23 protein-coding genes are annotated in these 25,600 nt (G+C 61.5%); 10 read left to right on the top strand and 13 right to left on the bottom strand.

Translation table 11 applies throughout. From position 1 onward, the window contains the following. Window positions 1-161 precede the first annotated feature (161 nt). Genes DXB86_RS08455 through DXB86_RS08445 form a run of 3 tightly spaced genes read left to right on the top strand, consistent with a single transcriptional unit; the run spans window position 162 to window position 1,379 of the window. Window positions 162-482, top strand: a complete 321-nt coding sequence (locus DXB86_RS08455) for a PadR family transcriptional regulator (RefSeq protein WP_199411026.1) — start codon at window positions 162-164, stop codon at window positions 480-482. Next, window positions 469-1,101, top strand: a complete 633-nt coding sequence (locus tag DXB86_RS08450; protein WP_117736813.1) for a DUF1700 domain-containing protein — start codon at window positions 469-471, stop codon at window positions 1,099-1,101. Before DXB86_RS08455 ends, DXB86_RS08450 begins: the two co-directional genes overlap by 14 nt. A 14-nt stretch (window positions 1,102-1,115) precedes the next feature. After that, window positions 1,116-1,379: a hypothetical protein gene (locus DXB86_RS08445; RefSeq protein ID WP_117736812.1), complete on the top strand. Its 264-nt coding sequence runs from the start codon at window positions 1,116-1,118 to the stop codon at window positions 1,377-1,379. A gap of 509 nt (window positions 1,380-1,888) precedes the next feature. On the opposite strand, the gene DXB86_RS08435 is transcribed toward DXB86_RS08445, so the two are convergent. From DXB86_RS08435 to DXB86_RS08415, 5 genes are all read right to left on the bottom strand, one after another. Beyond that, entirely contained in the window at window positions 1,889-2,590 is a 702-nt protein-coding gene (locus tag DXB86_RS08435) for an ABC transporter ATP-binding protein (RefSeq protein ID WP_035137222.1), read from the bottom strand. 12 nt (window positions 2,591-2,602) lie between these two features. Next, window positions 2,603-3,463 (bottom strand): ABC transporter ATP-binding protein, encoded by an 861-nt coding sequence (locus DXB86_RS08430; protein WP_089573307.1) that lies wholly within the window; start codon window positions 3,461-3,463, stop codon window positions 2,603-2,605. Beyond that, window positions 3,453-4,532, bottom strand: coding sequence for a branched-chain amino acid ABC transporter permease (locus tag DXB86_RS08425; RefSeq protein ID WP_117736811.1), 1,080 nt, complete (start codon window positions 4,530-4,532; stop codon window positions 3,453-3,455). The genes DXB86_RS08430 and DXB86_RS08425 overlap by 11 nt, the downstream gene beginning before the upstream one ends. 9 nt (window positions 4,533-4,541) lie before the next feature. Continuing rightward, on the bottom strand, window positions 4,542-5,423 hold the full coding sequence (locus DXB86_RS08420) for a branched-chain amino acid ABC transporter permease (RefSeq protein ID WP_117736810.1): 882 nt from the start codon (window positions 5,421-5,423) through the stop codon (window positions 4,542-4,544). Between the two features lie 139 nt (window positions 5,424-5,562). Next, window positions 5,563-6,750, bottom strand: coding sequence for an ABC transporter substrate-binding protein (locus DXB86_RS08415; RefSeq protein WP_117736809.1), 1,188 nt, complete (start codon window positions 6,748-6,750; stop codon window positions 5,563-5,565). Between the two features lie 497 nt (window positions 6,751-7,247). Between DXB86_RS08415 and DXB86_RS08410 the strand changes: the two genes are divergently transcribed. Together DXB86_RS08410 and DXB86_RS08405 are read left to right on the top strand one after the other, a co-directional pair. Next, window positions 7,248-8,591 carry a homoserine dehydrogenase gene (locus tag DXB86_RS08410; protein ID WP_117736808.1) on the top strand — a complete coding sequence of 448 codons (1,344 nt, stop codon included), beginning with the start codon at window positions 7,248-7,250 and terminating at the stop codon, window positions 8,589-8,591. A gap of 221 nt (window positions 8,592-8,812) precedes the next feature. Continuing rightward, complete coding sequence (locus tag DXB86_RS08405) at window positions 8,813-9,562, top strand: SDR family NAD(P)-dependent oxidoreductase (protein ID WP_117736807.1); 750 nt, start codon at window positions 8,813-8,815, stop codon at window positions 9,560-9,562. Between the two features lie 161 nt (window positions 9,563-9,723). Here DXB86_RS08405 and DXB86_RS08400 read toward each other — a convergent pair whose 3' ends face one another. Continuing rightward, window positions 9,724-11,286 carry a cation:proton antiporter gene (locus tag DXB86_RS08400; protein ID WP_117736806.1) on the bottom strand — a complete coding sequence of 521 codons (1,563 nt, stop codon included), beginning with the start codon at window positions 11,284-11,286 and terminating at the stop codon, window positions 9,724-9,726. 184 nt (window positions 11,287-11,470) lie between these two features. Between DXB86_RS08400 and DXB86_RS08395 the strand changes: the two genes are divergently transcribed. Both DXB86_RS08395 and DXB86_RS08390 read left to right on the top strand, forming a co-directional pair. Further along, entirely contained in the window at window positions 11,471-15,217 is a 3,747-nt protein-coding gene (locus tag DXB86_RS08395) for a phosphoribosylformylglycinamidine synthase (protein ID WP_117736805.1), read from the top strand. Between the two features lie 99 nt (window positions 15,218-15,316). Next, on the top strand, window positions 15,317-16,252 hold the full coding sequence (locus DXB86_RS08390; RefSeq protein ID WP_117736804.1) for a DMT family transporter: 936 nt from the start codon (window positions 15,317-15,319) through the stop codon (window positions 16,250-16,252). A gap of 100 nt (window positions 16,253-16,352) precedes the next feature. Here DXB86_RS08390 and DXB86_RS08385 read toward each other — a convergent pair whose 3' ends face one another. From DXB86_RS08385 to DXB86_RS08370, 4 genes are all read right to left on the bottom strand, one after another. Beyond that, window positions 16,353-17,495: a diguanylate cyclase gene (locus DXB86_RS08385; protein ID WP_158555308.1), complete on the bottom strand. Its 1,143-nt coding sequence runs from the start codon at window positions 17,493-17,495 to the stop codon at window positions 16,353-16,355. Between the two features lie 190 nt (window positions 17,496-17,685). Continuing rightward, entirely contained in the window at window positions 17,686-18,708 is a 1,023-nt protein-coding gene (locus DXB86_RS08380; protein WP_117736802.1) for a 2-keto-3-deoxygluconate permease, read from the bottom strand. Between the two features lie 150 nt (window positions 18,709-18,858). Continuing rightward, window positions 18,859-19,182: an AzlD domain-containing protein gene (locus DXB86_RS08375; RefSeq protein WP_117736801.1), complete on the bottom strand. Its 324-nt coding sequence runs from the start codon at window positions 19,180-19,182 to the stop codon at window positions 18,859-18,861. After that, on the bottom strand, window positions 19,172-19,864 hold the full coding sequence (locus DXB86_RS08370; protein WP_158555307.1) for an AzlC family ABC transporter permease: 693 nt from the start codon (window positions 19,862-19,864) through the stop codon (window positions 19,172-19,174). The genes DXB86_RS08375 and DXB86_RS08370 overlap by 11 nt, the downstream gene beginning before the upstream one ends. Before the next feature lie 126 nt (window positions 19,865-19,990). On the opposite strand from DXB86_RS08370, the gene DXB86_RS08365 reads away from it, so the two are divergent. Then, window positions 19,991-20,803: an HD domain-containing protein gene (locus DXB86_RS08365; protein ID WP_117736800.1), complete on the top strand. Its 813-nt coding sequence runs from the start codon at window positions 19,991-19,993 to the stop codon at window positions 20,801-20,803. On the opposite strand, the gene DXB86_RS08360 is transcribed toward DXB86_RS08365, so the two are convergent. From DXB86_RS08360 to DXB86_RS08350, 3 genes are read right to left on the bottom strand one after another with little or no spacing between them, the layout of a single operon-like run. Continuing rightward, entirely contained in the window at window positions 20,800-22,005 is a 1,206-nt protein-coding gene (locus DXB86_RS08360; protein WP_117736799.1) for an electron transfer flavoprotein subunit alpha, read from the bottom strand. The two genes, DXB86_RS08365 and DXB86_RS08360, sit on opposite strands and share 4 nt — an antisense overlap. Next, a complete protein-coding gene (locus DXB86_RS08355) occupies window positions 22,006-22,821 on the bottom strand; it encodes an electron transfer flavoprotein subunit beta/FixA family protein (RefSeq protein ID WP_117736798.1) in 816 nt (271 codons plus the stop codon). Window positions 22,822-22,823: 2 nt separating this feature from the next. Further along, window positions 22,824-24,425, bottom strand: a complete 1,602-nt coding sequence (locus DXB86_RS08350; RefSeq protein WP_117736797.1) for an FAD-binding oxidoreductase — start codon at window positions 24,423-24,425, stop codon at window positions 22,824-22,826. A 346-nt stretch (window positions 24,426-24,771) separates the two neighbouring features. On the opposite strand from DXB86_RS08350, the gene DXB86_RS08345 reads away from it, so the two are divergent. Both DXB86_RS08345 and DXB86_RS08340 read left to right on the top strand, forming a co-directional pair. Further along, window positions 24,772-25,068: a hypothetical protein gene (locus DXB86_RS08345; RefSeq protein WP_089573322.1), complete on the top strand. Its 297-nt coding sequence runs from the start codon at window positions 24,772-24,774 to the stop codon at window positions 25,066-25,068. After that, entirely contained in the window at window positions 25,065-25,574 is a 510-nt protein-coding gene (locus DXB86_RS08340) for a hypothetical protein (protein WP_117736796.1), read from the top strand. The genes DXB86_RS08345 and DXB86_RS08340 overlap by 4 nt, the downstream gene beginning before the upstream one ends. Window positions 25,575-25,600 lie beyond the last annotated feature (26 nt).

Raw genomic sequence — 25,600 nt, 5'->3', positions numbered from 1 at the left:
CTACCGGGAGTAGCCCCGACGGTTGACAAAACTATAGGAACACCCAATGAGTACCCGCAGGGGACAGACAGACCGGACTCCCTATACGACAACTGTTGACATCATATACTATGTGTCATATAGTATGTGTTACACAGTATACTACGAAAGGAGGTGTGCGGATGGAGGCACAGATGAAGCGCGGCTTCCTCGAGGCCTGCGTGCTCGCGGCCGTCTCGGGCGAGGAATCCTACGGCTATCAGATCGTGAAGGACGTGCCCGCGAGTATGGGGCTCATGGAATCCACGCTCTATCCGTTGCTCAAGCGCCTGGAGAAGGCGGGCTGCATCACCGCGCGCTCCGCCGAGCACAACGGGCGGCTGCGGAGGTACTACCGCATCACGGACGCCGGGCGCGAGCGTATCGCCGAGTTCCTCGCCGAATGGCCATCCGTGCAGGAGATCTACCGTTACGTGGAGGGGGCGCACCATGACGCGCAATGAGTTCTTGAACCGGCTGGGCGAGCTTCTGGCCTGCCTGCCGGCAGATCAGGTAAAGGAAACGCAGGAGTTCTACGCGGAGGCCATCGCCGACCGTATGGAGGACGGCATGACGGAGGCCGAGGCTGTGGCCGCCATGGGCACGCCCGGTGAGGTCGCCGAGGCAACGCTCGACGAACTGCCCGCCGTGCCGCGCGCGATCGCGAGGACCAAGCGCAAGAGCACGGCACTTCTATGGGCGCTCGCCATCGTGGGCTCTCCGGTATGGATTCCGCTGCTGCTCGCGTTCGTCGCCGTTGCCGCTGCAGTCTACATCTGTATTTGGGTTCTTGCGCTCTGCGTGTGGATCGTGGCCGCGGCATTCGGGGGCGCGGGCCTGGTAGGGCTCCTGTTCGCCGTGGACGGCATCATTATCGGGCATGTTCCGTACGTTTTGGCCTCGATGGGAATGGGATTCGCTTCCATCGGTGTGGCGCTCCTCACGGGAGCCGGCGCCTGGACGGCGTCCAAGCAGATCGCGCGCCTCTCTGCCCTTTGGGCGAAGAAAGCCGTTTCGCCCTTCTGGAAAGATCGAGGCAATAAGAGCCGCATGGGCGCCGAAGCGGCGCCGCTCACGGCATAGGAAGGAGTGCAAACATGTCCAGCGTAAAAAGGATTTACCTTGCCGTAGCGAGTGGGCTTGTTGCCACGGGGCTCGTCCTGGCTGCTATCGGATTTGTGGCCTCCGGCTTTAACCTCGCTGTGCTCAACACGCAGATCGACCTGCGCGATGACACCATCATTCTGGGTGGTGTTGAAATAGACGACCCGACAGGGCTTCCACTCATCGAGCAGCTTGCCGAGGTCGGCGAGATCCATATTGGATCTGCAACGACTGGTTCGTCTTCTCCTCGCAAATGATCGAGCTCGTAGCAGCCGTCCCCCCTTCGGGCGCACCACGACGGGCATGAGCACGCCGCGCTCGGAGCCTTTTTGCGAGACCTTCCGTCACGCTCTTCCTGCGTGGTGAACCGGTCATCGACCGACGAGAGGCTGATGGGAATCTCTCGACTTCGGGCCAATCCCGCTCACCGATCTGGTCTTCCTTCGTGATGCGCACATAAGCGAGCAGACACCGCGCAGTGCTTCAGCGCGGCCGCACTTCCACGTCTATGACGGAGGTGCCCGGCGGCGTCTTGGCAATCCCCTTGTTTGCAGGCGTTAGCGCGTGGGGATCGCCCACTCGGGGGTCGAGGCCGCCGAGGACGGCGGCGAACCTCGCGGTGTCATTCGACATCGCGAGGTTCCCGGACCATGACCACCTGGCCTCGTACCGCGGCATAGCCCCAAGGGTGAGGAGCTTCGGCACGTCGATCAGGGCGCCCGCGCAGCGTCGGCCGGTCCGCCGTTCGGCAGAACGGCGGAAGTCCCTAGCCGCCCAGGTAAGCCTTGCGGACGTTGTCGTCGTGCAGGAGCTCTTGGCCGGTGCCGGTCATGGTGATCTTGCCGGTCTCGAGCACGTAGCCGCGCGTGGCGATGGAAAGAGCCATCTGTGCGTTTTGCTCGACCAGAAGCACCGTGGTGCCGGCCTTGTGCAGATCCTCGACAATCTGGAAGATCTGCTCAATCAGAATCGGTGCCAAGCCCATGGAAGGCTCGTCGAGCATGAGCAGCTTGGGGTTGCTCATAAGGGCGCGGCCCATAACGAGCATCTGCTGCTCGCCGCCCGAAAGGGTGCCGGCGACCTGGCGACGGCGCTCCTTCAGGCGCGGGAACTGCTCGTAGACGCGCTCAAGGCCCGGAGCCACCGTGGACTTGGGCTGCGTATAGGCGCCCATCTCCAGGTTCTCCTCAACCGTCATCTGCAAAAAGGCGCGACGTCCCTCGGGAACCTGAGCCAGTCCCTTACCAACCAGCTTATCAGCGGGCGTATGGGTAATGTCCTCGCCCATAAACTTGATGGAGCCGGTCTTGGAGCGCAGCAGGCCCGAGACGGTCTTGAGCGTTGTGGACTTGCCAGCGCCGTTCGCGCCGATCAGAGCCACGATCTCGCCCTCGTTAACGTTAAAGGAGATGTCCTTGATGGCGTGGATGGCGCCGTACCAGACGTTGATGTTGTAGACGGAAAGCATCGGCTCTGCCATTTAGTTCTCCCCCTTATCCTGCTTGCCCAGATATGCCTCGATAACGGCATCGTTGTTCTGGATCTCTTCGGCCGTACCCTTGGCGATGACCTTGCCAAAGTTAAGCACGCAGATGCCCTCGCAGATGTTCATAACGAGCGACATATCATGCTCGATAAGCATGATAGCGATGCCAAAGGTGTCGCGGATCTTGACGATGTTCTCCATGAGCTCCGCGGTCTCGGACGGGTTCATGCCGGCGGCAGGCTCGTCGAGCAGCAGTAGCTTGGGGTTGGTGGCAAGCGCGCGGACAATCTCCAGACGACGCTGAGCGCCATAAGGCAGCGAGCCGGCCTGTTCATTTGCCAGATGCTCCATGTCAAAAATGGACAGCAGCTCCATGGCGCGCTCGTGGGCGGCCTTCTCGTGCTTCCAGTACGTCGGCAGGCGCAGCACGCCCTCAAAACCGGAGTAGCGCTCTTGGTTGTGCAGGCCGACCTTAACGTTATCCTCCACCGTCATGGTGTTGAACAGACGGATGTTCTGGAAGGTACGGGCGATGCCCATACGGTTGACCTGATAGACCGACTTGCCCGAGGTGTCCTCGCCGTCAAGCAGGATGGTGCCGTGCGTGGGCTGGTATACCTTGGTGAGCAGGTTGAAGACCGTGGTCTTACCGGCACCGTTGGGACCGATCAGACCGGCGATCTCGGTCTTGCCGATAGTCAGGCTAAAGTCGTCGACCGCCTTGAGGCCGCCGAACTCAATGCCCAGGTGGATGCACTCGAGTGCCGGGCGCTGGCCCAGGTCGCGATCGGGAACGATGGCGCCAGAAGGGTACGGGACCATCTTGCCCTTGTTGAACTCAAATTTACTGGGCATCGGCTGCCACCTCCTTCTTGGGAGCAAAGCGGTCCTTGACGCGACCGAAGAACGCCTTGAGCTGCGGGTTGTTGGTAAAGATCATGACCAGGATCAGCACGATGGCGTAGATGAGCATGCGGTAGTCCGAGAACTGACGGAGCAGCTCGGGAAGCACTGTGAGCAGCGCCGCCGCGATGACTGAACCGCGCATGTTGCCCAGGCCGCCCAGGACCACGAACACCAGAATGAGGATGGACGTGTTGAAGTCGAACTTAGTGGCGGAAAGCTGTGAGAAGTTACCGCCGAACAGGGCTCCGGCAGCACCGGCGAGGGCAGCGGAAACCACGAAGGCGATCATGCGGTACTGGGTGACAGAGATGCCCACGGACTCGGCAGCGATCTTGTTGTCGCGCACGGCCATGATGGCACGACCGGTACGGCTGCGAACCAGGTTGAGTACAATCACGAGCGCGACCATGACCAGGATGGCACCGGCGAGGAAGGTCGAATAGGTCGACACGCCCGATGCGCCCTGCGCGCCCTTGATGATGGCGGTGCCGTCCTCGAGCAGGTGCAGGTCGTCGATCGTGGAGTTGCCCGTGATGTTAAAGATCACGTGCAGGCCGCGAGAGTCGACGCCCACAATGAGGCAGGTGACGATCTCTTTGATGATCTCGCCAAAAGCCAGGGTCACGATGGCCAGATAGTCGCCGCTCAGGCGCAGGACCGGGATACCGATCAAGAAGCCCAGGATGGCAGCAGCGATGGCGCCGACCACGATGCTGATGATCAGGCGCACCGGATCGGAAGGAACGGCGCTCTCGAGGGCGACCGCGGTGACGATGCCCGTGTAGGCACCGACGCTCATAAAGCCCGCATGGCCCAGCGACAAGTCGCCCGCGATGCCGACGACGAGGTTGAGCGAGATGGCCATGACGATGTAGGCCGTAATGGGAACCAACTGGCCGGCAATCATGCGCGGGATCATATGGTTGGACTGCATAAAGAACACGATGGCAAATGCCGCGATGCACATGGCGTACGTGGCAAAGTCGTGACGCGTCTGCTTGTCTTTAAGAAACTTCATAACGCTCACCTACACCTTCTCGGGGACGTACTTGCCCAAGAGGCCGGCAGGCTTGACGAGCAGGACGATGATCAGAACACCAAAGACGATGGAGTTGGCAAGGCTCGTGGAAATATAAGCCTGCGCCATCGCTTCGATGATGCCGATGAGAATGCCACCGACAAAGGCGCCGGGGATGGAGCCGATACCGCCGAAGACGGCGGCGTCGAAGGCCTTGATGCCAGGCATGGCACCCGTCGTGGGCTGCAGCACCGGCGAGTAGGAGCACAGCAGCACGCCGGCGATAGCAGCAAGGGCAGAGCCGATGGCAAACGTCATCGAGATGGTACGGTTGACGTTGATGCCCATGAGCTGAGCGGCGGCTTTGTCCTCGGACACGGCACGCATGGCCTTGCCCATCTTGGTCTTACCCGTAAAGAACACCAGACCGGCCATGATTACCAGGCAGGCGACGATGGTAACGAGCGATACGGCGCTCACGTTGTACTTGGCCAAGAACTCCGGCACCGGGAAGGTAACGAGCGAAGTAAAGTTCTTGGGCGTGGCGCCCCACAGGAGCTGCGCGGCATTCTGCAGGAAGTAGGACACACCGATGGCCGTGATCAGGACGGCCAGCGGCCCCGCCTGGCGCAGCGGCTTATAGGCCAGGCCCTCAATGAGGACACCGAGAACCGTGCAGACCGCGCAAGAGAGAATTACAGATGCCCAACCCGGGAGTCCGAGATACGACGTGGCGCAGAACGAGACATAGGCACCGACCATGATGACGTCGCCGTGAGCAAAGTTCAGCATCTTGGCGATACCGTAGACCATGGTGTAGCCCAACGCGATGATGGCGTAGACGCTGCCCATGGACAGGCCGTTGACCAGGTATTGGATAAAGACCGTCATGTTCCACATCCCCCTTTCGAATAGGTTTCCAGTTGATGTATGAAACAGGGACGTTACGTTGCCCCTAGATACCAAGCAAGCAGGGAAGGCCAAAACCTCCCCTGCTTGGGATAAAAACCGCTCTATGTAAGGCGGCCAACTAGGCCTGTACGTACTTGCCGTCGGTGATAACGTACGCAGTCGGGTCCTTCTGGACCTGGCCCTTGTCGTTCCAGCTGAGCTTGCCGGTCAGGCCCTCAACGGTAATCTTGAGCATAGCCTTGGGCAGCTTCTCGGCGACCTCGGTCGGGTCGGCGTCGACACCAAGACCGGCCTCCTTGAGGGCCTCGGCCACCGCGTGCACGCCGTCGTAGGCGTCGGCGGCAAACTGGTCGGGGGTATCGCCGTACTTATCCTTGTAAGCGTTGACGAAGTCGGCGTTCTTCTCGTCGTCGGCGGAGAACGGGGTCATGAGCAGCAGGCCCTCGGCAAGAGAGGTGTCGAAGCCCTCCACGCCCAGGATACCGTCCATGCCGTCGCAACCCATCATCTTGACGTCATAGCCCATGTCCTTGGCGTTCTTGAGCAGGACGGATGCGGGCGTGTAGTAGATCGGCGCGAAGATCATGGTGGCACCGGCCTGCTTGGCCTTGGTCAGCTGGTTGGTAAAACTCGTGGCAGAGTCGTCCTTAAAGGTCTCCTCGTCGACAATCTCGAGCTTAGACTTAGCTGCCTGGGCCTTAAAGGAATCCGCAATACCCGAAGAATAGGCGTCGCCGGAGTTATAGAACAGCACGAACTTCTCGTCCGCATACTTCTGCGCCAGGAACTTGGCAGCGTTGACGCCCTGGTTGGGGTCGGTAAAGCAAACCTGGAAGACGCAATCCTTGCCGTCGGTGACGTCCTCGGAGGACGCGGACGGGGTGATCATGAACGTCTTGGGGTCGTTACCGCACTCGGCGGCAACGGCCACCGACGCACCCGTGGTGGTCGGGCCGACGAGGGCCTGCATGCCCCAGTCGAGCAGGGTGTTGAAGGCGTTAACGGCCTTCTCGCCGTCGGCCTGATCGTCCTCAGCCTTGCTGGCAAGCGGCAGCTCCTTGGTCGAGAAATCCTTGCAGCCAAGCTCGACGCCCTGGGTAACGGACTTGCCGTAGGACGCGGCGGCGCCGGTCAGCGGGCCGATGGTGCCGATCTTAAACGAAGCGTCGCCCGAAGCGGAGCCACTGTCGCTGCCGTTGGAGGAGCAGCCAGCTAGAATGGACATCGCCCCCAGACCTGCTGCGCTCGCGATAACGCTCCTGCGATTCATTACAGGGTTCAATGACTTACCGGTGAGGCTCGACATGCGGCTCTCCTCTCAAATCTCGTCGGGTTTTGGTTACCCGACAGGCCATCCTTCGCCGTGTTCGGCGTTCGCAAAATAGTAGACGCTTTAGTTAGGAAAAGTGGCGATTATTTTAACTTTTCTTTGGATTTGTTCATTTATCCATAGTTCTGCGTATTCCTACTACTTTATGCAGTAATGCCACTTTATTATGTAAAAGTAATGTTTCCATTCTGTTACAAGCGTTCCCACTCTCAATAAACATGGTGTCCCCCCTTTTTTCGCTGGCCGCGACGCGTCCATCTTGCGGTACAGGGCAAACCTTATGGCGCAAACGTTGACAGTTTGTTACGGGAGTTCGTTTGTAGCGAGCGTGTTTCCAATATTTCCGCAGCGTTTCGGGGGTGCCGTTTTGTGCGGCTCCTGTTGCCTGGCGAGCACGCGCCCCCGGTTCACGCTAGAATGCACTCAACCTTTAAGCGGTTAATCCATCCATAAGATGCACGAAGGAGCTATCTATGAGCGAATCCCTGCGCACCGTGAACGTCGGTCTGATCGGTCTGGGAACCGTCGGCGGCGGCGTGGCCCGTCTGATCAAGAGCCACCACGATGAGTACCTGGCAGCCTACGGCATCGACCTTAAGCTGACCCGCGCCTGCGCGCTTGCCTGGGAGCAGGCCAAGGCAGCCGGTATTGAGCGCGAGGCCTTTACGAGTGACTGGCATGACGTCGTCACCGACCCAGCCGTCGATATCGTCGTCGAACTCATCGGCGGCGAGCACCCCGCGACCGAGATCTTCACCACCGCCTTTGAGCACGGCAAGCACGTCGTCTCTGCCAACAAGGCCCTGCTGGGCCGCCATGTCGAGACGCTTGCCGAGAAGGCGCGTGCGTGCGGCGTGCAGATTAAGTGCGAGGCCAGCTGCGGTGGCGGCATCCCCATTGTCAGCACACTCGAGCACGACCTGGTGGGTAACAAGATCCTGACCATCGCCGGCATTCTCAACGGTACCACCAACTATATCCTGTCGCGCATGGACGCCGAGGGCGCCGATTACGCCGACGTGCTTGCCGACGCGCAGGCCAAGGGCTATGCCGAGGCCGACCCGTCCGCCGACGTCGACGGCTTCGACGCCGCCAGCAAGACGGCGATCCTCGCCTCCATCGGCTTTGGCACCCGCGTTACCACCGACGATGTGTACCAGCAGGGTATCCGTACCATCGGCGCCGAGGACATCGCCCAGGCCCGCGAGCTCGGCTACACCATTAAGCTGCTGGGCATCGCACGCAACACCGACGCCGGCGTCGACGTCCGCGTGCATCCCACGCTCATCCCGGCAGACCATATGCTCGCCAAGGTCAACGGCGCCATGAACGCTGTCTACGTGGTAGGCGACGCCGTGGGCGAAACCATGTTCTACGGTGCCGGCGCAGGCTCCTTCCCCACCGCGAGTGCCGTCGTGGGCGATATCCTGTCGCTCTCCGAGCAGATCAGTCGCGGCGTGGCTCCGCTGCCCGAGATTGAGCCCTATGGTCACAACCTCGCCTTTAAGCCCATGGACGAGCTCCAGACCAAGTACTATGTGCGCCTGAAGGTCGCCGACCGCGTGGGCGCCCTGTCCGAGACGGTCGACATCTTTGCCAAGCACAACATCTCGATCTCGCTCATCAACCAGGTCGAGGACGGCAAGTCGGGCGTCAGCGATGCCTGCTCGGTCATCTTCCTGACGCACCGCGCGCTCGAGAAGGACGTCCAGGCTGCCGCCGCCGAGCTTGCCAGCGTCGACTGCGTGGCCGAGGTCGCCAACGTCCTGCGCATCGAGGACGTCGAGGCTTGGACCGAAGGCGTCATGGCCAACTAATTCGGTCTTCGCTTTACGGCATATTGCGTGAGGGGCTCTCGTCCAGCAGTGGACGAGAGCCCCTTTGCTTGCGCACACGGGGCGTATTGGCGCAATCCGCATTTGAACGACTTGGCCGCTCCTGACAGCCGGGGGTACCGTTCGCCGACGTGTAACCGAAACCGATTATGACCGCCGCTATGCTGTGCTGCGTATATCCGCCCGCAAAGAGAGGAAACACCATGTTGCTCGAGGGCAAGAAAGCAATCATCACCGGAGGCACGCGCGGTATCGGCTATGCCATCGCCTGCCGTTTTATCGAGGAAGGTGCTGCCGTCACCGTCTTTGGCTCGCGCCAGGAGACTGCCGACGCTGCCGTTGAGAAACTGACGACCGCTTATCCCGAGGCCAAGGTTTGGGGCCGCTCCTGCGACCTCACCTCACTCGAAGCCGTAACCGAGGCCTTCGCCGCGGCTGCCGACGATATGGGCGGCTTGGACACCGTCGTCAACAATGCCGGCATCTCCCAGCGCTCTCCCCTTTTGGACTACACGGCCGAGGAGTTTGCAAAGGTCATGGACCTCAACGTCGTCGCCGTCTTTAATGGTCACCAGGCTGCCGCCAAGATCATGACCGAGGCTGGCCACGGCGGCACCATCACCACCACGAGCTCGATGGTCGCCAAGTACGGTCAGCCCTCCGGTGTCGGCTACCCCACGTCCAAGTTTGCCGTCAACGGCATGGTCCAGTCGCTCTCGCGCGAGCTTGCCCCCATGGGCATTCGCGTCAACGCCGTCGCCCCCGGCGTGACCAAGACCGATATGGTCGCCAACCTGCCCGAAGAGGTCATCAAGCCCATCATCGCCACCATTCCGCTCGGCCGCATGGGCGAGCCCGAGGATGTCGCCAACGCCTTTGTCTTCCTGGCGAGCGACATGTCCGCCTACGTCACGGGCGCGGTGCTCCCCGTCGACGGAGCCGCCCGCTCCTAGGGGATCACGAGCTTCGGCCCCCAGCCTCAACATAGCTCAACCAAAAAAGACGCGCTGCCCGCATCAACCGCGGACAGCGCGTCTTTTTTTGGTTGAAGGGAAACTGCGTCCCGTTTCGTGTCCGCCCTCAAACGGAAATGCCACCTCCGCACCAGCGTCGGCTATTTGCCGTCGTCCTCGTCGGCTTCTTCGCGCGCATAAAGCTCCAACATGCGGCGGCGGTACTCATGCACGGCGAGCTTGGCGCGCTCCAGGCGGCGGCGCTCGCGCGGGGTAAGCTCGGACGGGTCGATCTCGTCGCCATAGGTCTTCTCGGCAAGAAGATGCGCCGCGTCCACGATGCGGGCATCGATGTGTCCGCTCGCGGCCTGGGCAGAAAGACGCTCGGCAATCGTATCGAGCGTAGGCAGGCCTTCGAATACGCGACCGTGACCATGCGAGGTCAGCAGCTCATGTTCACGTGCGAGCAGGCTCGCGAGGTCATGATGGGCACGCAGGATATTGAGCGCGTCGGCAGGATGCTCGGCAACCTCCGCCACGGCGGCGACCGGCGCGGCATCGACCACGCGGTAGAAGAGCTGCGCAAGCAGCGGCATCAGGAACACCGTAATGGCGCCGGCTGCCACCATGACCGAAGCGACGTCCTGCGATAATGCGCCGGCGTTGACGGCAACGCTCGTCACGGCGACGATAATCGGCAGCGCCGTGGTGCAGTAGAGCGCCACGGTGATGCGACCATACGCAGAAACATCACGCGTCTTAGGGCAGATGCTCATGGAGACGACAATGGGCACGGCGCGGATAACCAGCAACGCCACGATAAAGCCCACGAGCAGGCCAGGGCGCGATGCTACAGCCGTCAGGTCAATCTTGGCACCCGACACGGTAAAGAACACCGGGATCAAAAAGCCATAGGCAAGGCCATCGAGTTTAAGCTCGAGCGTATGGTTGCCCTCGGGAATGATATAGCGCAGGACAAAGCCCGCGGCAAAAGCGCCCAACACGATATCGAGGCTAAAAATGGCGGAAAACGCCACGAGCGTGACCAGGATGAGCACCGTCAAGCGCACGAACGTTTGCGATGTGGTGTCGGCGCGCTCCTGAATAAAGGCAAAGAAGCGGCTGCCGATACGCTTGGAGCGGCTGGGGACCACGGCAAGCAGCACGCATACCACGGCAAACAGACCCAAGATCAGCAGCGTCTCGATGCCCGTGCGGGCAGATAGCAGTACCGACATGGCGAGCACGGGACCAAGCTCGCCCCACGTACCATAGGCAAGAATCGAATCGCCAACGCGCGTCCCAGCAAGCGACCGCTCGCGCAAGATGGGCATGAGCGCTCCAAGCGCCGTCGAGGTCAAGGCGAGCGTCACGGCGATACCGTCGAAATGGCTGACCGAGAACCACGGGGTAAAGCGCACGGCAAGCCAGGCGATACAAAATGTGACAACCCACGTGGCCATACCGTAGCGCCCCTCGACGCCCGTGATGTTCTTGGGATCGATCTCAAAGCCTGCAAGCAGGAACAAAAATGCCAGACCAAGCTCTGACACGAGCGAGACCTCGGCATCTACATGGATAACGCCGAGCATATGTGGGCCCAGCACCGCGCCGAACACGAGCAAAAAGACCGTTTCGGGAACGGGTTTTCCAGGAATCGCCGAGGCGATAAAAGGACTCGCAAAGGCCACGAGTGCAATGATGGCGAGTGAAACGAATGCCATGTGATGCCTTTCTCTTGTTTGCGCTTCACTGTAGCACCCTCGCCGTCCTCAACGTGCCGTGAGCTGTCGTATCATAGTGAGGTTTACAAACATGTGGCTCAAGGCGACCGCAGGGCAGACCCCGCAAACCGACCGCTGCCGCATACCGTACCGTACGCCCAACCGATCAGGAAGGCAGGAACCAATGGTCTCTCGTATCTACGTGGAGAAGAAACCCGGGTTCGACGTCGAGGCTCAGCAGCTCAAGGGCGAGCTGACCGAGATTCTCGGCATCAAGGGCATCGAGGCCCTGAGGATCATCAACCGCTACGACGTCGAGGGCATCGACGAGGAGCTTTTCCGCTCCTGCGTGCCGACCGTCTTTAGCGAGCCCCAGGTCGATGTGACCTACGACGAGCTCCCCGCAAGCGATGGCGCCGTCTTTGCCGTCGAATTCCTGCCTGGCCAGTTTGACCAGCGTGCCGACTCCGCCAGCGAGTGCGTGCAACTCATCAGCCAGGGCGAGCGCCCCGCCGTGCGCTCCGCCAAGGTCTATATGATCTCGGGCGCTCTGGACGAAGCCGCCATCGAGGCCATCAAGCACTACGTGGTGAACCCCGTCGAGGCGCGCATCGCCTCGCTCGACCTGCCCGAGACGCTACATGTGGAAACCCCCGAGCCCCAACCCGTCGAGGTGCTCGACGGCTTCCGCGAGCTTGACGAGGCAGGCCTTGCCGCCTTTATTTCCGAGCGCGGTCTTGCCATGGACGAGGCGGACATCGCCTTCTGCCAGCAGTACTTCCGCGATGAGGATCGCGACCCCACCATCACCGAGATCCGCGTGATCGACACCTACTGGTCCGATCACTGCCGCCACACCACCTTCGGCACCGTCCTGGACGACGTGACAATCGACGACGCCGTGGTGCAGCAGGCCTTCGACCGCTACATGGAGATGCGCCACGAACTCGGTCGCGACACCAAGCCCGTCTGCCTCATGGACATGGGCACCATCGGCGCCAAGTACCTCAAGAAGACCGGCGTCATGACCGATGTCGACGAGTCCGAGGAGATTAACGCCTGCACCGTCAAGGTGAAGGTCGATGTCGACGGCGAGGACCAGGACTGGCTGTTCCTCTTTAAGAACGAGACCCACAACCACCCGACCGAGATCGAGCCCTTCGGCGGTGCCGCCACCTGCGTGGGCGGTGCCATCCGCGACCCGCTGTCGGGCCGCAGCTACGTGTACCAGGCCATGCGTGTCACCGGCGCCGGCGACCCCACCGTCCCCGTGTCCGAGACGCTCGAGGGCAAGCTGCCGCAGCGCAAGCTCGTAACCACCGCTGCCGCCGGCTACTCCAGCTACGGCAACCAGATCGGCCTTGCCACCGGCCAGGTCAACGAGCTCTATCACCCCGGCTACGTTGCCAAGCGCATGGAGGTCGGCGCCGTCGTGGGCGCTACCCCGGCAAACCACGTGCGTCGCGAGTGCCCCGCCCCCACTGACAAGATCATCCTGCTGGGCGGCCGCACCGGCCGTGACGGCATCGGCGGCGCCACCGGCTCCTCCAAGACCCAGAACACCGAGTCCATCGAGACCTCGGGCGCCGAGGTCCAGAAGGGCAACGCCCCGGTCGAGCGCAAGCTGCAGCGCCTCTTCCGCCGCGGCGACGCCTGCCGCCTGATCAAGCGCTGCAACGACTTTGGCGCCGGCGGCGCCTCGGTCGCCGTGGGCGAGCTTGCCGACGGCCTGTATGTCGACCTGGACACCGTGACCAAGAAGTACGACGGCCTGGACGGCACCGAGCTCGCCATTTCCGAGTCCCAGGAGCGCATGGCCTGCGCCGTCGCCGACGGTGACGTCGAGGAGTTCATGGGCTACGCCGCCGAGGAGAACCTCGAGGCGACCGTTATCGCCGAGGTTACCGCCGAGCCGCGCATGCGCATGGCCTGGAACGGTGTCGCCATCGTCGACCTGTCCCGTGAGTTCCTCAACTCCAACGGCGCGCCCAAGCACCAGGTCGCCCACGTCTGTGCCCGCAGCGTGTGGCAGCCCAGCTGGGCCGGCACCACGCTTGCCGAGCGCATGACCTCGCTTGTCACTGACCTCAACGTCGCCTCCAACAAGGGCCTGTCCGAGCGCTTCGACTCCACCATCGGTGCCGCAACCGTGCTCATGCCCTTTGGCGGCAAGACGCAGCTCACCCCGAGCTCGGCCATGGTTGCCAAGTTCCCCGTGGACGGCGAGACCACCACGGCGAGCGCTATGGCATGGGGCTTCAACCCCTACCTGATGGAGGCCGACCAGTTTGCGGGCGCCTACCTGTCCGTGGTTGAGTCCATCGCCAAGCTCGTGGCTGCCGGCTTTGAGCACAAGCGTGCCTATCTCTCCTTCCAGGAGTACTTCGAGCGTCTGCGCACCGAGGCCGAGCGCTGGGGCAAGCCCATGGCAGCCGTCCTGGGCGCCCTTATGGCCCAGGTCGATCTGGGTGCCGGTGCCATCGGCGGCAAGGACTCTATGAGCGGCTCGTTTGAGGACGAGGCCGGTGAGCTCAACGTTCCGCCGACCCTGATCAGCTTCGCTGTGGCCGTGGGCAAGGCCGCCCGTGCCGTCTCGCCCGAGTTCAAGGGTCTGACGCATCGCGTCGTGCGCATCGCCCCCGCCACCTATGGTGAGGACTACCGCCCCGACGCTCAGCAGCTGCTCGCCGCGTTTGACGCCGTCGAGGCGCTCACCGCCAACGGCGACGCCCTGGCCGTCTCCACGCCCGGCTACGGCTGCGGCGCCGAGAGCCTCTTTAAGATGTGCGTCGGCAACCAGATCGGCATCGAGCTTGCCGAGGACGTGGACGTGGAGAGCCTCTTCACCCCGCTCTACGGCAGCTTTATCGTCGAGCTCGCCGAGGACGCCGAGCTGCCCGAGGTCGCCGACGGCGTTGTCGTCGAGCCCCTGGGTACCACCGTCGAGGGCTATGTCATCGACACCGGCTCCGAAGTCATCGAGCTCGCTGAGCTCCAGGAGGCCTGGGAGAGCGGCATCGAGGGCGTCTTCGCCTACCGCAGCACCGGCGAGACCGCCGAGGTCGAGACCATCGACTTCCGCGCCAAGGATATCCACGTGTACGGCGGCGCCAAGATCGCCCGCCCGCGCGTAATCATCCCCGTGTTCCCCGGCAACAACTGCGAGTACGACAGCGCCCGCGCCTTCCGTGCCGCCGGTGCCGAGGCCGACACCTTCGTGATCAACAACCTCACGCCCGAGGCCGTCGCCGAGAGCACCCACGAGCTCGCCCGCCGCATCCGTGCAAGCCAGATCGTCATGATCCCCGGTGGCTTCTCGGGCGGCGACGAGCCCGATGGCTCCGCCAAGTTCATCACGGCGTTCTTCCGCGCTCCCGAGGTCACCGAGGCAGTCCGCGACCTGCTCAAGGCCCGCGACGGCCTGATGCTGGGCATCTGCAACGGCTTCCAGGCTCTGGTCAAGCTCGGCCTGGTGCCCTACGGCGACATCGTCGACGCCACGCCCGATGCGCCCACGCTGACGTTCAACACCATCGGTCGCCATCAGAGCCGCCTGGTGCGCACCCGCATCTCGTCCAACCTGTCCCCGTGGCTGTCGCAGTGCAGCCTCGACGACCCCTACACCGTCGCCATCAGCCACGGCGAGGGCCGCTTTGTCGCCAACGACGAGGTGCTCGCCCAGCTGATCGCCAACGGCCAGGTCGCCACGCAGTACGTGGGCGAGGACGGCAAGCCGAGCATGGACCTTTCCATCAACCCCAACGGCTCCGCACTTGCCATCGAGGGCATCACGAGCCCCGACGGCCGCGTCCTGGGCAAGATGGGCCATGCCGAGCGTCGCGGCGACAACCTGTACCGCAACGTGCCCGAGCATGTCCCCGGCGATAAGTTCATGCCGATCTTTGAGAGCGGCGTGGCCTACTTCGCTTAAACCTTTCCCATCGGGTACAATCCCCTCGGGTAACAACACCCGCCACCGACACATCCGGTGGCGGGTTCTTTTTTGCTTCGCGCATGCAGGAAGGACATCATGGAAAGCCGCAAGCCGTATCTCGCCACCCTGCCCGGACTCATCCTGAGCTGTCTTGTTTGCTGTGCACTCTGGGGATCGGCCTTTCCCTGCATCAAGATCGGCTACGCACTCTTTGGTATCCCGGCGCACGATAGCGCCTCGCAGCTGCTCTTTGCGGGCTTGCGCTTCACGCTTGCCGGCGCCCTGGTTATCGTTGGGATGAGTGCGGCCCAACGCCGCCCCCTCATTCCGCAGGCTCGCGACATCAAGCCCATCTTTGTCTTGTCGCTCTTCCAGACTATCGGGCAGTACTTCTTTTTCTATCTGGGCCTCTCGCGCGCCAGCGCCATGTCGAGCTCCATCATCGAGGCCAGCGCCAACTTCCTCGCAATCCTCTTTGCCGCCCTGGCATTTCACACCGAGAAGCTCAATACGGCCAAGGTGCTTGGCTGTGCGCTGGGCTTTGCCGGCGTCGCGCTCGTCAACCTCTCGGGCGCAGATGGCACCTTTGGCTTCAGGCTCGATGGCGAGGGCTTTATCCTAGCCTCCACTGTCGCGGGTGCTCTTTCGACCTGCCTGATCGGCATCTTCTCGCGCAAGCACGACGGCGTCTTGCTTGCCGGCTGGCAGTTTTTAGTCGGTGGCCTGATCCTTACCGCCATCGGAGTTTTGATGGGCGGTGCGCTATCCCCCACCAACATCGCCCCCGCTATCGCGCTTATCGTGTATATGGCACTCATTTCCGCCGTTGCGTACTCGCTGTGGTCCCGCCTGCTCGCTGTCAACCCCGTCAGCCGCGTTTCGGTCTTTGGCTTTATGAACCCGGTCTTTGGCGTACTGTTGAGCGCTCTGCTGCTCGGCGAGGGCGCTGGCACGAGCCCTGTTACCGTACTTGTTGCCCTGCTGTTGGTCTGCGGCGGCATCATCATCGTCAACAGGCCCAAAAAGGTCTAACGAACTACCCCTATTTAGCAGAGGGGGTTCACATGCTTTAGCTTAATGGAGTACATCGGAGAGCCGAGGGCCGCCACGCCCGCCAGCGTGCGCCCTTTTTCTAGCGTATCTGGGCGCCGGCTTTCTTCTTCTCGCGCTTTACGCGGTAGAGCTCCGCGTCGGCAGCACGAAGCAAGTCTTGCCAGGTATCGACGCCATCACCGACCCGTGCGTAGCCGATGGACATCCGCAACAGATACGGAACCTCGGCGCGCGCGAGCTCATCGTTGATTGTCGCGCACAGATGCATGATATCCTGTTCCGCCACTGCCTTTTGGAGCACCACGAACTCATCGCCACCATAACGTGCGATAAAGCCGCCAGACGCCGAGCAGACTTCTTTGAGCGCAGCGGATATGACCTGAAGAGCGTGGTCGCCCTCCACATGCCCATAGCGATCGTTAATCTGCTTAAAGCCGTCAGCGTCCATCATAAGCAGATATACATCTTCGGCCTGATCCACATTTGAGAAGAGCGACAGCATATAGGTCTCAAAACGGTTGCGATTGTTAAGTCCAGTCAACGGGTCGGTCGAGATGAGCTGCTCCTGGTAGATGATGTAGAGCAGCAACATGCTAATCATTATGCCGACACAAAGGCCGGGCACCGAGTATACGACCTGAAAGGTACCGCCCACCAGGGCCGGAATGGCGAAAAATGCCAAGGTTCGATAGATGGCCTTCGTCTGCAGGCTCTCGACCCTGCGAGATTGCACAAATGCATGCAGGGACGTATGTATAACGTAACAGTAGCTGACGATGGGCTGGATCATATAGGCAAAGCCGCGACGATACACGCCCTGCGAATCGATATAGAACAGGGCGTGCGTCCAGTAACTGGTAAACGCCAGCACGACCACCAGAGCCGTAGGCAACGCTACAAGCACCACCCTATAGCGCGAGGTCAAAAGGCGAGAACCCTGCACCGTCTCGGAATAGATAAACCAAATGAGACACGCGATAGCAAAGAGCGAAAACGAAACCGCGTTGGAAATCCAGTTGGCAGCAATGCCCAACGTGCCGTCCACACCGTCCGAAAGCGTCCAGATCATATCGAATAATATGTACGCGGCAGAGGTGTAGCCAAGCATGCTAAACAATAGCTGCTGGGTGCTCGAGAACAAGGAGCGACGACTTCGCACGGCAAGCCCGATAAGAACAATCATGCATAGCACGAATATCTCAATCTTGAGTGCCTTAACCACTAGCGCCATCCCTTCAATACCCAAGTGGTCAGAATCGCCCAATTCGAATCAGGGCAATAAACACCCCTTTACTCCACAGGGGTAAAGGGGATAATAGCAGAGCGCCCGAACATCACTGCAAAACAGTTTCTGTTCGGGCGCCCATACGGCGCGAATTGCACACGCCGGCATCATTGATGGGTATCGATTGCTACTCGCCATCGATGTCAGTCGCGACGGCCTCCTCTATGGCCTCGACACCGACAGGCGACAGATCCTCCTTGCCTTGGCAGAACTTCTTGTCGACCCAGCCAGTCAGAATCGGAGCCATGATCGCCGTGATGATAACGGCGGTGGCGATCTGAGCGTACGCGATGGGCGCAAGCTCGGCGTAGCGCGGTGCGACCTCGGCGAGGGCAACCGGTGTGGTCATAGCCGTGCCGGCAATGGTGGAGCAAGCCACAGCGGCCTTGCCATTGCCGCCGCACAGACGCTCGAACGCAAAGGTGATGGGACCGACGACAAACAGCGTGACAAGGCCCAGCAAGATGCCGGAAATACCGCCGGTGATAAAGCTCGACAGGCTCATGGACGCACCGAGCTGAAATCCGATGACGGCAATCGCGGGATTGGCACCGGGAACCAGCAGGTTCTTGATAAACGGGAACAGGTTGCCCAGAACCATGCCAATAACGAGTGGCAAGATGGAGCCGAAAATGGTGGCAATTGGAATGTTGGCGAGGCCGGAAACACCGAGGATGATCATCGTGACGGCGGGGCCAGCCGTAAAGAACAGGATGCCGACGGCGCCCTGCTCGGACTCATCGCCGAACTCGCCCATGATGCCCGTATAGAGCGCCATGTTGCAAAACGTGATGCCGCCGATGATAGACACGGAGCTCAGACCCAGGAAGTTGTCGTTAAAGAAATATGCCACGCCCAGGCCGAGAGCCGCTGCGACGACCAGCTTGGGGATCAGCACGACGATACCGGTCTTGATGGCACCCGGCGTGGACTTAAAGCTGATGCCGGCGCCCACAAACAGCAGGATCGCGGCGACGATGGTATTGGAGCCACCGCGGCAGGCAGCCGTAAAGAAGCCGCCGATCTCAAAAACCTGCGGGCAGAAGGTGTTGAGCAAAAGACCGACGATCATCGGATAGATCATGATGTCGCCCGGGATGCGCGGGACCTTGAATTTCTTTTGCTCGTTGGCGGTTGCTTCCTGTGCCATGAAACCCCCATTTCCGCTGACGGGGTACAAAAGCCCACGTCACGCTTTGCTACAGTAAAGTTTGACCATGGTACCAGAAGAAATAGACCAGCTCGGTGAAAAATCCGACGAGTTGGGATGGAACGAGATTCGGCGCCCGCGACGCCACCCCTATATAAGGCTCAAGACAATATAGAGTACGATGCCCGAGACGCAGCACCACAGCATCGATTTTGTCTTGACCGCCATGACCACGACGCCGGCGGCCGCAATCCAGGGAACCAAGGCAGGCCAGAGTCCCGCGTCGAACGCGCCGGGGCTCACCAAGTCGTTGGCGACCAGCGCGGCAAAGGCGGCGGGCGGGATATAGCCCAGGGCCTCGGTAATGCGGGGCGACAGGGTCCGCCCGCGCAAGGCGAACGCCGGCGCGATGCGAAAGAACGCGATAGCAGCCCACGACGACAGCCACAGAACCAAGAACTCGTTAACGGGCATCGCGGGCACCTCTTCCGTCAAATACAGCATCGCACGCCAACGCAATGGCCATGCCGGCCACGACGCTTGCCGGCACGGCAATATTCGTGAGGCCCAAGAACTTGCATACGGCGACGGACACCGCGCCCGAAACCGCCGCGACAACGTTGCCGCGCGACAGCCGCTGCGAAAAGAGCAGGCAGATAAAGAGCGAGGTGCAGACAAAGGCTGCAATGGCGGTGGGAACATCGACAACGGCGCCGACGATGGCGCCCATCGTACACGAAACGCCCCATGTTGCGATGAGAATCACGTTGAGCACAAAGGACTCGCGCGGGCCCCAATCCTCCCCTTCAACCAACTTGGCAAGCGAGATGCCATATGCCTCCTCGGTAAGTGTCGCGGCAACAGCCAGCGTCTGACGCTTCGAGGCACCCGTCAGATGCGGCGCGATCGATGCCGAGTAAAGCGCAAAGCGCGAGGAGATGGCAGCAACGCTGGCGACGATCGATGCTGCAGGCACGCCCGCCAGCCACAGGTTGCAGATCATAAACTGGCCGCTGCCCGTCACAAACGTGCTGCTCAGGGCAAAGACCATCCAGGGTTCCATTCCCGTCTGCCCCATGATCATTCCGCACGGCGCGCCTATTGCAACATAGGCAAGCATCACCGGCCAGACGGTTTTAAAGATCCTAAGGACCATGCCACCCCCATTCTGGTAAGTCGTCTGCAGCGCACCTCGCAACGCAGCAGAAATATCAACCGGTGGCAATAAAGTTCGCCTACAATTGCCACCGGATCGAAAGACACAACTTTTTAGGAAGTCATTATGACAGCTATCGATCGAGACCGGGCGCGCGCAGCCTTCAAAAGCTACACCGATGCCTACGACGCCACCAACCCACGCATCGCGCTCAAAATCGAGCATACGTACCACGTGGCCGAGGCATGCGATGCCGTAGCGCGCGAGCAGGGCTGGTCGTCAGATGATATTGACTTGGCATGGCTTTGCGGCCTGCTGCACGATATAGGCCGCTTTGAGCAGCTGCGACGCTGGGACACCTTTAAGGACGCCGAGAGCATGGGCCATGCAGCGCTGGGCATCGAGGTCCTCTTTGGCGAGAATCCCGCCGATGCACCCGCCGTGACGAGCGTCCGCGACTTTATCGATGACCCGGCAGAAGATGAGCTCATCCGAGCGAGCATTGCCTATCACAGCGATTTCCGTCTACCCGCGCAGCTCGACGAGCGCACGCGGCGCTTCTGCGATATCGTGCGCGATGGCGACAAGATCGACATTATGCGCACCATCGCCGACAGCACCGTCGACACCATCCTCAAGGTGGATGAGGACACGTTTCTCGCCAGCCACTTCTCGACACCGGCGCTTACCGCCTTTGACGAGCATCGCTGCGTCGCGCGTGACGAGCGCAACGAGCCGGCGGACTACCTGGTGGGGCTCATCTGCTTTATGTTTGAGCTCGTCCATCCGGCAAGCCGTGCACTGGCGCGCGAGCAAGGCGATATCTATCGCCTGCTCGACGCGCCCTTTGGCATTACGCGGCCCTTTACCGACCCCGCCACGCAGGCAACCTGGAGCCGCCTAAAGGACGAGATGCGCGACTGGCTGACGCGCGCTTAGCGCTCAAGCTGAGCCAGCAGCTCCTCAACGATCTCAACGGCATCGCCGACGACCTTGTACTGGGCGGCACCAAAGATGGGGGCATCCGGGTCCTCATTGATGGCGACAATGCACTCCGCCCCACCGATGCCGGCGAGATGCTGGATAGCGCCCGAGACACCGATGCTCACGAGGAGCTTGGGCGAGACCGATACACCCGTCTGGCCAATTTGGTGGCGATACTCCAGCCAGCCGGCCTCCACCACGGGGCGCGTGCAGCCAAGCTCGGCACCCAGAGCCTCGGCAAGCTTTCGCATCAGCGGTAGGTTTTTCTTGGAGCCGATGCCGCGGCCCACCACGACTAGACGCTCGGCATCGGCAATTGAGGCCTGCTGTCCCCACTCCTCGGCGGGAATCGAGATCTCGACACGGGCCTTAACGTCATCCGCTAGCACTACCTGGGCAATCGTGCCGGAGCGGCTATAGTCAAACTCGGGCGCCTTAAAGATGCCGGGGCGCACCGTTGCCATCTGAGGACGGTGGTTGGGGCAGATAATGGTGGCCATCAGGTTGCCGCCAAACGCCGGGCGCGTCTGCTGCAGCAGACCCGTCTCCGTATCCATCGAAAGCACCGTGCAATCGGCCGTAAGGCCCGTCTGCAAGCGCACGGCCACACCGGGCGCCAGCTCGCGACCAAAGGCGGTCGCGCCGTACAGAATGGCCTCGGGCTTGCGCTCGGCTACCAAATCGCAGATCAAGCGGGCGTAGACCTCCGCGTCGTTCTGACGCAGGCGCTCGTCACGACAGACCAGAACTTCGTCCGCACCGGCGCAAATCAGATGCTCCAGGTCCCCGAGTGAGCCCTCGGGGCTCATGCCGACCAGTGCCACCAGACGGCAGCCGCGGGCATCGGCAAGCTCGCGCCCCTTGCCCATGAGCTCGAAGGCCACGGATGCAACGGCATCGTGCTCGTCAGTCTGCACGAAGATCCAGATGTCTCGATATGCGTCAAGGTCTGCCGCGCCGGCGGCCTCGTCGCGCTCAATCGAGATGGCGTTGACGGGGCAGGCGTCGACGCACCCACCGCACAGGATACAGCCGTCGGTTACGCGGGCACAGCGATTGGGGCGCTCACCCTCCACCACAATGCCGCCCGAGGCGCAGGCGCGAACGCAGCGACCGCAGCCGATACAGGCTTCGCTATCGATAATCAGCCCGCTCATCTATGCCATCCCCTCAATAATCTTGGCAAGTTTTACCGCCTGCTCGGACGCCGTTCCCTCGACGGCCTCGCACGTTTGGTCACGGTCGGGCACAAACGAGCGCACGACCTGCGTCGGTGATCCGGCAAGGCCGCAACGCGAGGGATCGGCGTTTACGTCGGCAGCGCTGGCCACACGCACGTCTGCATCCTCGGCCGCGCGAATACCGGCAATACTCGGCATGCGCAGCTGGCCAATCTCCTTGGCAGTCGTCATCGCACACGGCATCTCCAGGTACACCGTCTCCTCGCCGGCATCGCAGCCGTGAACGAGCGCCAGCGAGCCACACGTCGTAAATCCCGCGCTCTGCACACAGCTCACGTCGGTCACGCAGGGGACCCCAAAGGCGCCGGCCAGCTCGGAGCCGATCTGGGCCGTATCGCCGTCCACTGCCATCTTGCCGCAGATGATCAGGTCAAAGTCCTCATCGAGTGCCTCGATGCCGCATTTGAGGGCATAGGTGGTGGCTAGGGTATCGGCGCCCGCAAAGGCTCGGTCGGTCAGCAGCAGCGCGTCGTCGGCACCGCGGGCGATGCAGTCGCGCAGCAGCGATTCGGTCGCGGGGATGCCCATCGACACCACCGTCACACGCACGTCCATGCCAAAGCCGATAAAGTCGTCCTTCAGCGCTAGCGCACATTCGAGAGCACTTGCATCGAAGGGATTAATGACCGCCTGCTTGCCATCACGCACGATAGTATTGGTCTTGGGGTCCATCTTGACCTCGGTGCTTCCGGGCACCGCCTTGACGCACACCACCATATGGAAATCACTCATCTTCACGCGCCCCCTTTCTGGACGAGTTCATCCAAGAGCTTCTCCGTAAACAGGTTGCCGCGACCCAGCTGGCCGGCAGGATCAAGCTGGAGTTTGAGACGCGCCGACTCGACCATGGCCTCGTGGCCGTACATCGTCTCCAAGAAGCCCGCCTTGATCTTGCCGACGCCGTGTTCGGCAGAAACGGCACCGCCCATGGCCGTGACCTCGGAAGCCCACTGGGCAAAGAGCTCTCCACCACGACGGTAGTCTTGCGCATCGCGCGGCAGGATGTTCACATGCAGATGGTTGTTCCCGATGTGTCCCCAGGCAGCAGACTCAAGCCCGCTTTCGGCCAGCGTGCGGCGATAGAGGGCCACGACATCGGCAAGGCGTGCATTGGGCACCGACATATCCGATCCCAGCTTGGTAATGGTGGGGTCGGTGCGGCGACGCTCGTCAATGAGCATGTTGACGCTCTCGGGCACCGCGTGGCGGAAGAACCGCTGGCACTCGCGATCGACTTCGTTGCGGGCGACCCATGTCGCATCGTCGCGGCCGCCCGCAAGCTCCAGCACCCATCCCAAGTGGTACAGCTCCTCGGTCGCCTGCGCCTCGTCATCGCAATCGAGCTCCACGTAGACACATACCTTGGCCTCTTTGTCGAGCGCCGGCAGCGAGGCAAACGCCGTCGACTGCTCGCGCTGGCGACGTAGAATATCCAGGGCGCCAGCATCGAAGTACTCGATGGCAGCCGCATGGGACAGGACAGGGCGCACGGAATCGGTAAAGGACACCGCCTTGTCCTCGCTATCGAAAAAGCAACTCACACCCCAAACGACCGCAGGCGCCGCCTGCAGGGCAATCTCGAGCTCGGTGATAACGCCGAGCGTGCCGCACGCGCCGATAAAGAGGTCGATGGCGTCCATATCGTCCGCAACGAAATAGCCTGAGGCATTTTTTGTCTCGGGCATGGTATAGCCGGGAAGATCGAGCTCGAGCGTACGGCCCTCTGCCGTCACGAGCGACAGGTGGCGGCCCTGGGCAAAAGCCTCGCCGCGCTGAAGCTCAAGCAAATCGCCATCAGCCAGCGCGACGTGGAGTCCCGTGATATGCGGGCGCATGGGGCCGTAAGCGTAGCTGCGGGCGCCGGAGGCGTTGCATGCCGCCATGCCACCCAGACAGGCAGATGCCTCGGTGGGATCGGTGGGAAAGAACTGCTCGGGGGACTCTTGGAACTCCTCGTAGGCCTCAAGCGATGCCTGGTCCCAACCAGCGGTCGGCAGTACCTTCTTGCTCAGCTGCTTACGCAGCTCCGAGAGCACAACGCCCGGCTCCACGCGCAGCAGAAATTGGCCTTGTTCATCGCGGCGAAGGCCCAAGTAGCGATTCATACGGGAAGTATTGAGGATATGCCCACCGTGGGGCACGGCACCGGCGGCAAGGCCGGTTCGGGCGCCCTGAACCGTTACCGGGACACGCTCGGCATGGAGCGTTTCCAAAATGGCACGGACCTCGTCTTCCGTTGTCGGAAACGAGATGCTCGATGCTTCGCCCGATGCACGAGATTCATCGCGGCCATACTCTTCGAACTCATCGGTGAAGGGTTTAATGGTTGCAGACACGCGAACTCCCCCTTTAGCTAACTACAGTGTTTGCAGGGAGATGTTACCGCATCGTTTCGTCGACGTGTTCGAGACCGTCTCCATAATTGGCGATTTTTACGTTTGTGCAATTCGGCGAACGGCAAGGCTTCCTCGGCAGACGATGCTTTTGACACATATCGCCCCGCCGTCGCCGACCGCTCGATTGTCGCTCGAAAAAAGTTGAAGTAATTTTTTCCACCTTTTACCTGCGGAGATGTCAATCCGTCAAGCATTTGGTCAGAAATTGGTCAAGTAGCGGCTGATACGGTCGGCGTCGACAACCAAAACCGATAGAAGTTTTGGCCCCAGAAGCAGGGAGGTTCCCATGGCATATTACTGGCCCCAGTACGGCGTCGCCATCGAGGTCGACGACGATCCCTATCTCCTGCCTTTCGACGAAGAGGCGTTCCCCGATACGGCGGTCTACCACGTCACCACCGATGTTATCTGCGACCCCGAGTCGTTCTCGGCGCTCGCCCACCACATCGCGCGTATCCACGACATCGAGCTCCCTCACGACTTTGACGAGCTCATCTACTCGCGCCGCCTGATGCTTCACATGCTCTTTGGAGCGGACCCGTCCACGTTCGCACGTGTCTACACCACCAAGGACGCCGCATGAGTGCGAAGAAGCCGCCCCGCCTCGCAGGACTGGGGCGTCGCAAGAAACTCGTCGTTGTCTGCCTGGCTATCGTCTGCGCCCTCATCGCCGTAGGGCTATACGCCTGGCAGTCGCAGCCCGTGCCCGAAGCGGGCGCCTCAGTCACGACGGCAGAGGGCAAATCGCGACAAGAAATCCAAGATGAGCTCGATGCCATCGTCCACGACAACATGATGACGATTTCGGTCGCGCCGGTCGCTCAGCTACAGGAGGACGGCAAGCTGCGCGTCAACGTGCAAAACGTCCAAGACAATAAATTTCCCCAGCGATTCCGCGTCATCCAAAACGACGAGACCATGTACGAATCCGGTGTGGTCGAGACCGGCAAGACAATCGAGACGTGCCCCGCCGGCGACATCAAAGAAGGCGAGGCATACATCGAGATCCAGGCACTCGATGCCAAGACCCTCGACAGCCACGGCAATCCGACACGTGTCAGGGTACGGGTTGAGCAAGCCGAGAACTAGCTTTTTCGGCCGACGCGGCACCGCAC

Origin of the sequence: Collinsella sp. OM06-18AC (assembly GCF_003438785.1) — a bacterium.
GTDB lineage: Bacteria > Actinomycetota > Coriobacteriia > Coriobacteriales > Coriobacteriaceae > Collinsella.
Note: the sequence above shows the minus strand (reverse complement) of the source record. Positions and strands in the feature narration are given on the sequence as shown.

Bases quoted from the DNA above. Each gene is read 5' to 3' on its own strand.
- DXB86_RS08455 (WP_199411026.1), top strand. From the start codon at position 162: ATGGAGGCACAGATGAAGCGCGGCTTCCTCGAGGCCTGCGTGCTCGCG.
- DXB86_RS08450 (WP_117736813.1), top strand. From the start codon at position 469: ATGACGCGCAATGAGTTCTTGAACCGGCTGGGCGAGCTTCTGGCCTGC.
- DXB86_RS08445 (WP_117736812.1), top strand. From the start codon at position 1,116: ATGTCCAGCGTAAAAAGGATTTACCTTGCCGTAGCGAGTGGGCTTGTT.
- DXB86_RS08435 (WP_035137222.1), bottom strand. From the start codon at position 2,590: ATGCTTTCCGTCTACAACATCAACGTCTGGTACGGCGCCATCCACGCC.
- DXB86_RS08430 (WP_089573307.1), bottom strand. From the start codon at position 3,463: ATGCCCAGTAAATTTGAGTTCAACAAGGGCAAGATGGTCCCGTACCCT.
- DXB86_RS08425 (WP_117736811.1), bottom strand. From the start codon at position 4,532: ATGAAGTTTCTTAAAGACAAGCAGACGCGTCACGACTTTGCCACGTAC.
- DXB86_RS08420 (WP_117736810.1), bottom strand. From the start codon at position 5,423: ATGACGGTCTTTATCCAATACCTGGTCAACGGCCTGTCCATGGGCAGC.
- DXB86_RS08415 (WP_117736809.1), bottom strand. From the start codon at position 6,750: ATGTCGAGCCTCACCGGTAAGTCATTGAACCCTGTAATGAATCGCAGG.
- DXB86_RS08410 (WP_117736808.1), top strand. From the start codon at position 7,248: ATGAGCGAATCCCTGCGCACCGTGAACGTCGGTCTGATCGGTCTGGGA.
- DXB86_RS08405 (WP_117736807.1), top strand. From the start codon at position 8,813: ATGTTGCTCGAGGGCAAGAAAGCAATCATCACCGGAGGCACGCGCGGT.
- DXB86_RS08400 (WP_117736806.1), bottom strand. From the start codon at position 11,286: ATGGCATTCGTTTCACTCGCCATCATTGCACTCGTGGCCTTTGCGAGT.
- DXB86_RS08395 (WP_117736805.1), top strand. From the start codon at position 11,471: ATGGTCTCTCGTATCTACGTGGAGAAGAAACCCGGGTTCGACGTCGAG.
- DXB86_RS08390 (WP_117736804.1), top strand. From the start codon at position 15,317: ATGGAAAGCCGCAAGCCGTATCTCGCCACCCTGCCCGGACTCATCCTG.
- DXB86_RS08380 (WP_117736802.1), bottom strand. From the start codon at position 18,708: ATGGCACAGGAAGCAACCGCCAACGAGCAAAAGAAATTCAAGGTCCCG.
- DXB86_RS08375 (WP_117736801.1), bottom strand. From the start codon at position 19,182: ATGCCCGTTAACGAGTTCTTGGTTCTGTGGCTGTCGTCGTGGGCTGCT.
- DXB86_RS08370 (WP_158555307.1), bottom strand. From the start codon at position 19,864: ATGGTCCTTAGGATCTTTAAAACCGTCTGGCCGGTGATGCTTGCCTAT.
- DXB86_RS08365 (WP_117736800.1), top strand. From the start codon at position 19,991: ATGACAGCTATCGATCGAGACCGGGCGCGCGCAGCCTTCAAAAGCTAC.
- DXB86_RS08360 (WP_117736799.1), bottom strand. From the start codon at position 22,005: ATGAGCGGGCTGATTATCGATAGCGAAGCCTGTATCGGCTGCGGTCGC.
- DXB86_RS08355 (WP_117736798.1), bottom strand. From the start codon at position 22,821: ATGAGTGATTTCCATATGGTGGTGTGCGTCAAGGCGGTGCCCGGAAGC.
- DXB86_RS08345 (WP_089573322.1), top strand. From the start codon at position 24,772: ATGGCATATTACTGGCCCCAGTACGGCGTCGCCATCGAGGTCGACGAC.
- DXB86_RS08340 (WP_117736796.1), top strand. From the start codon at position 25,065: ATGAGTGCGAAGAAGCCGCCCCGCCTCGCAGGACTGGGGCGTCGCAAG.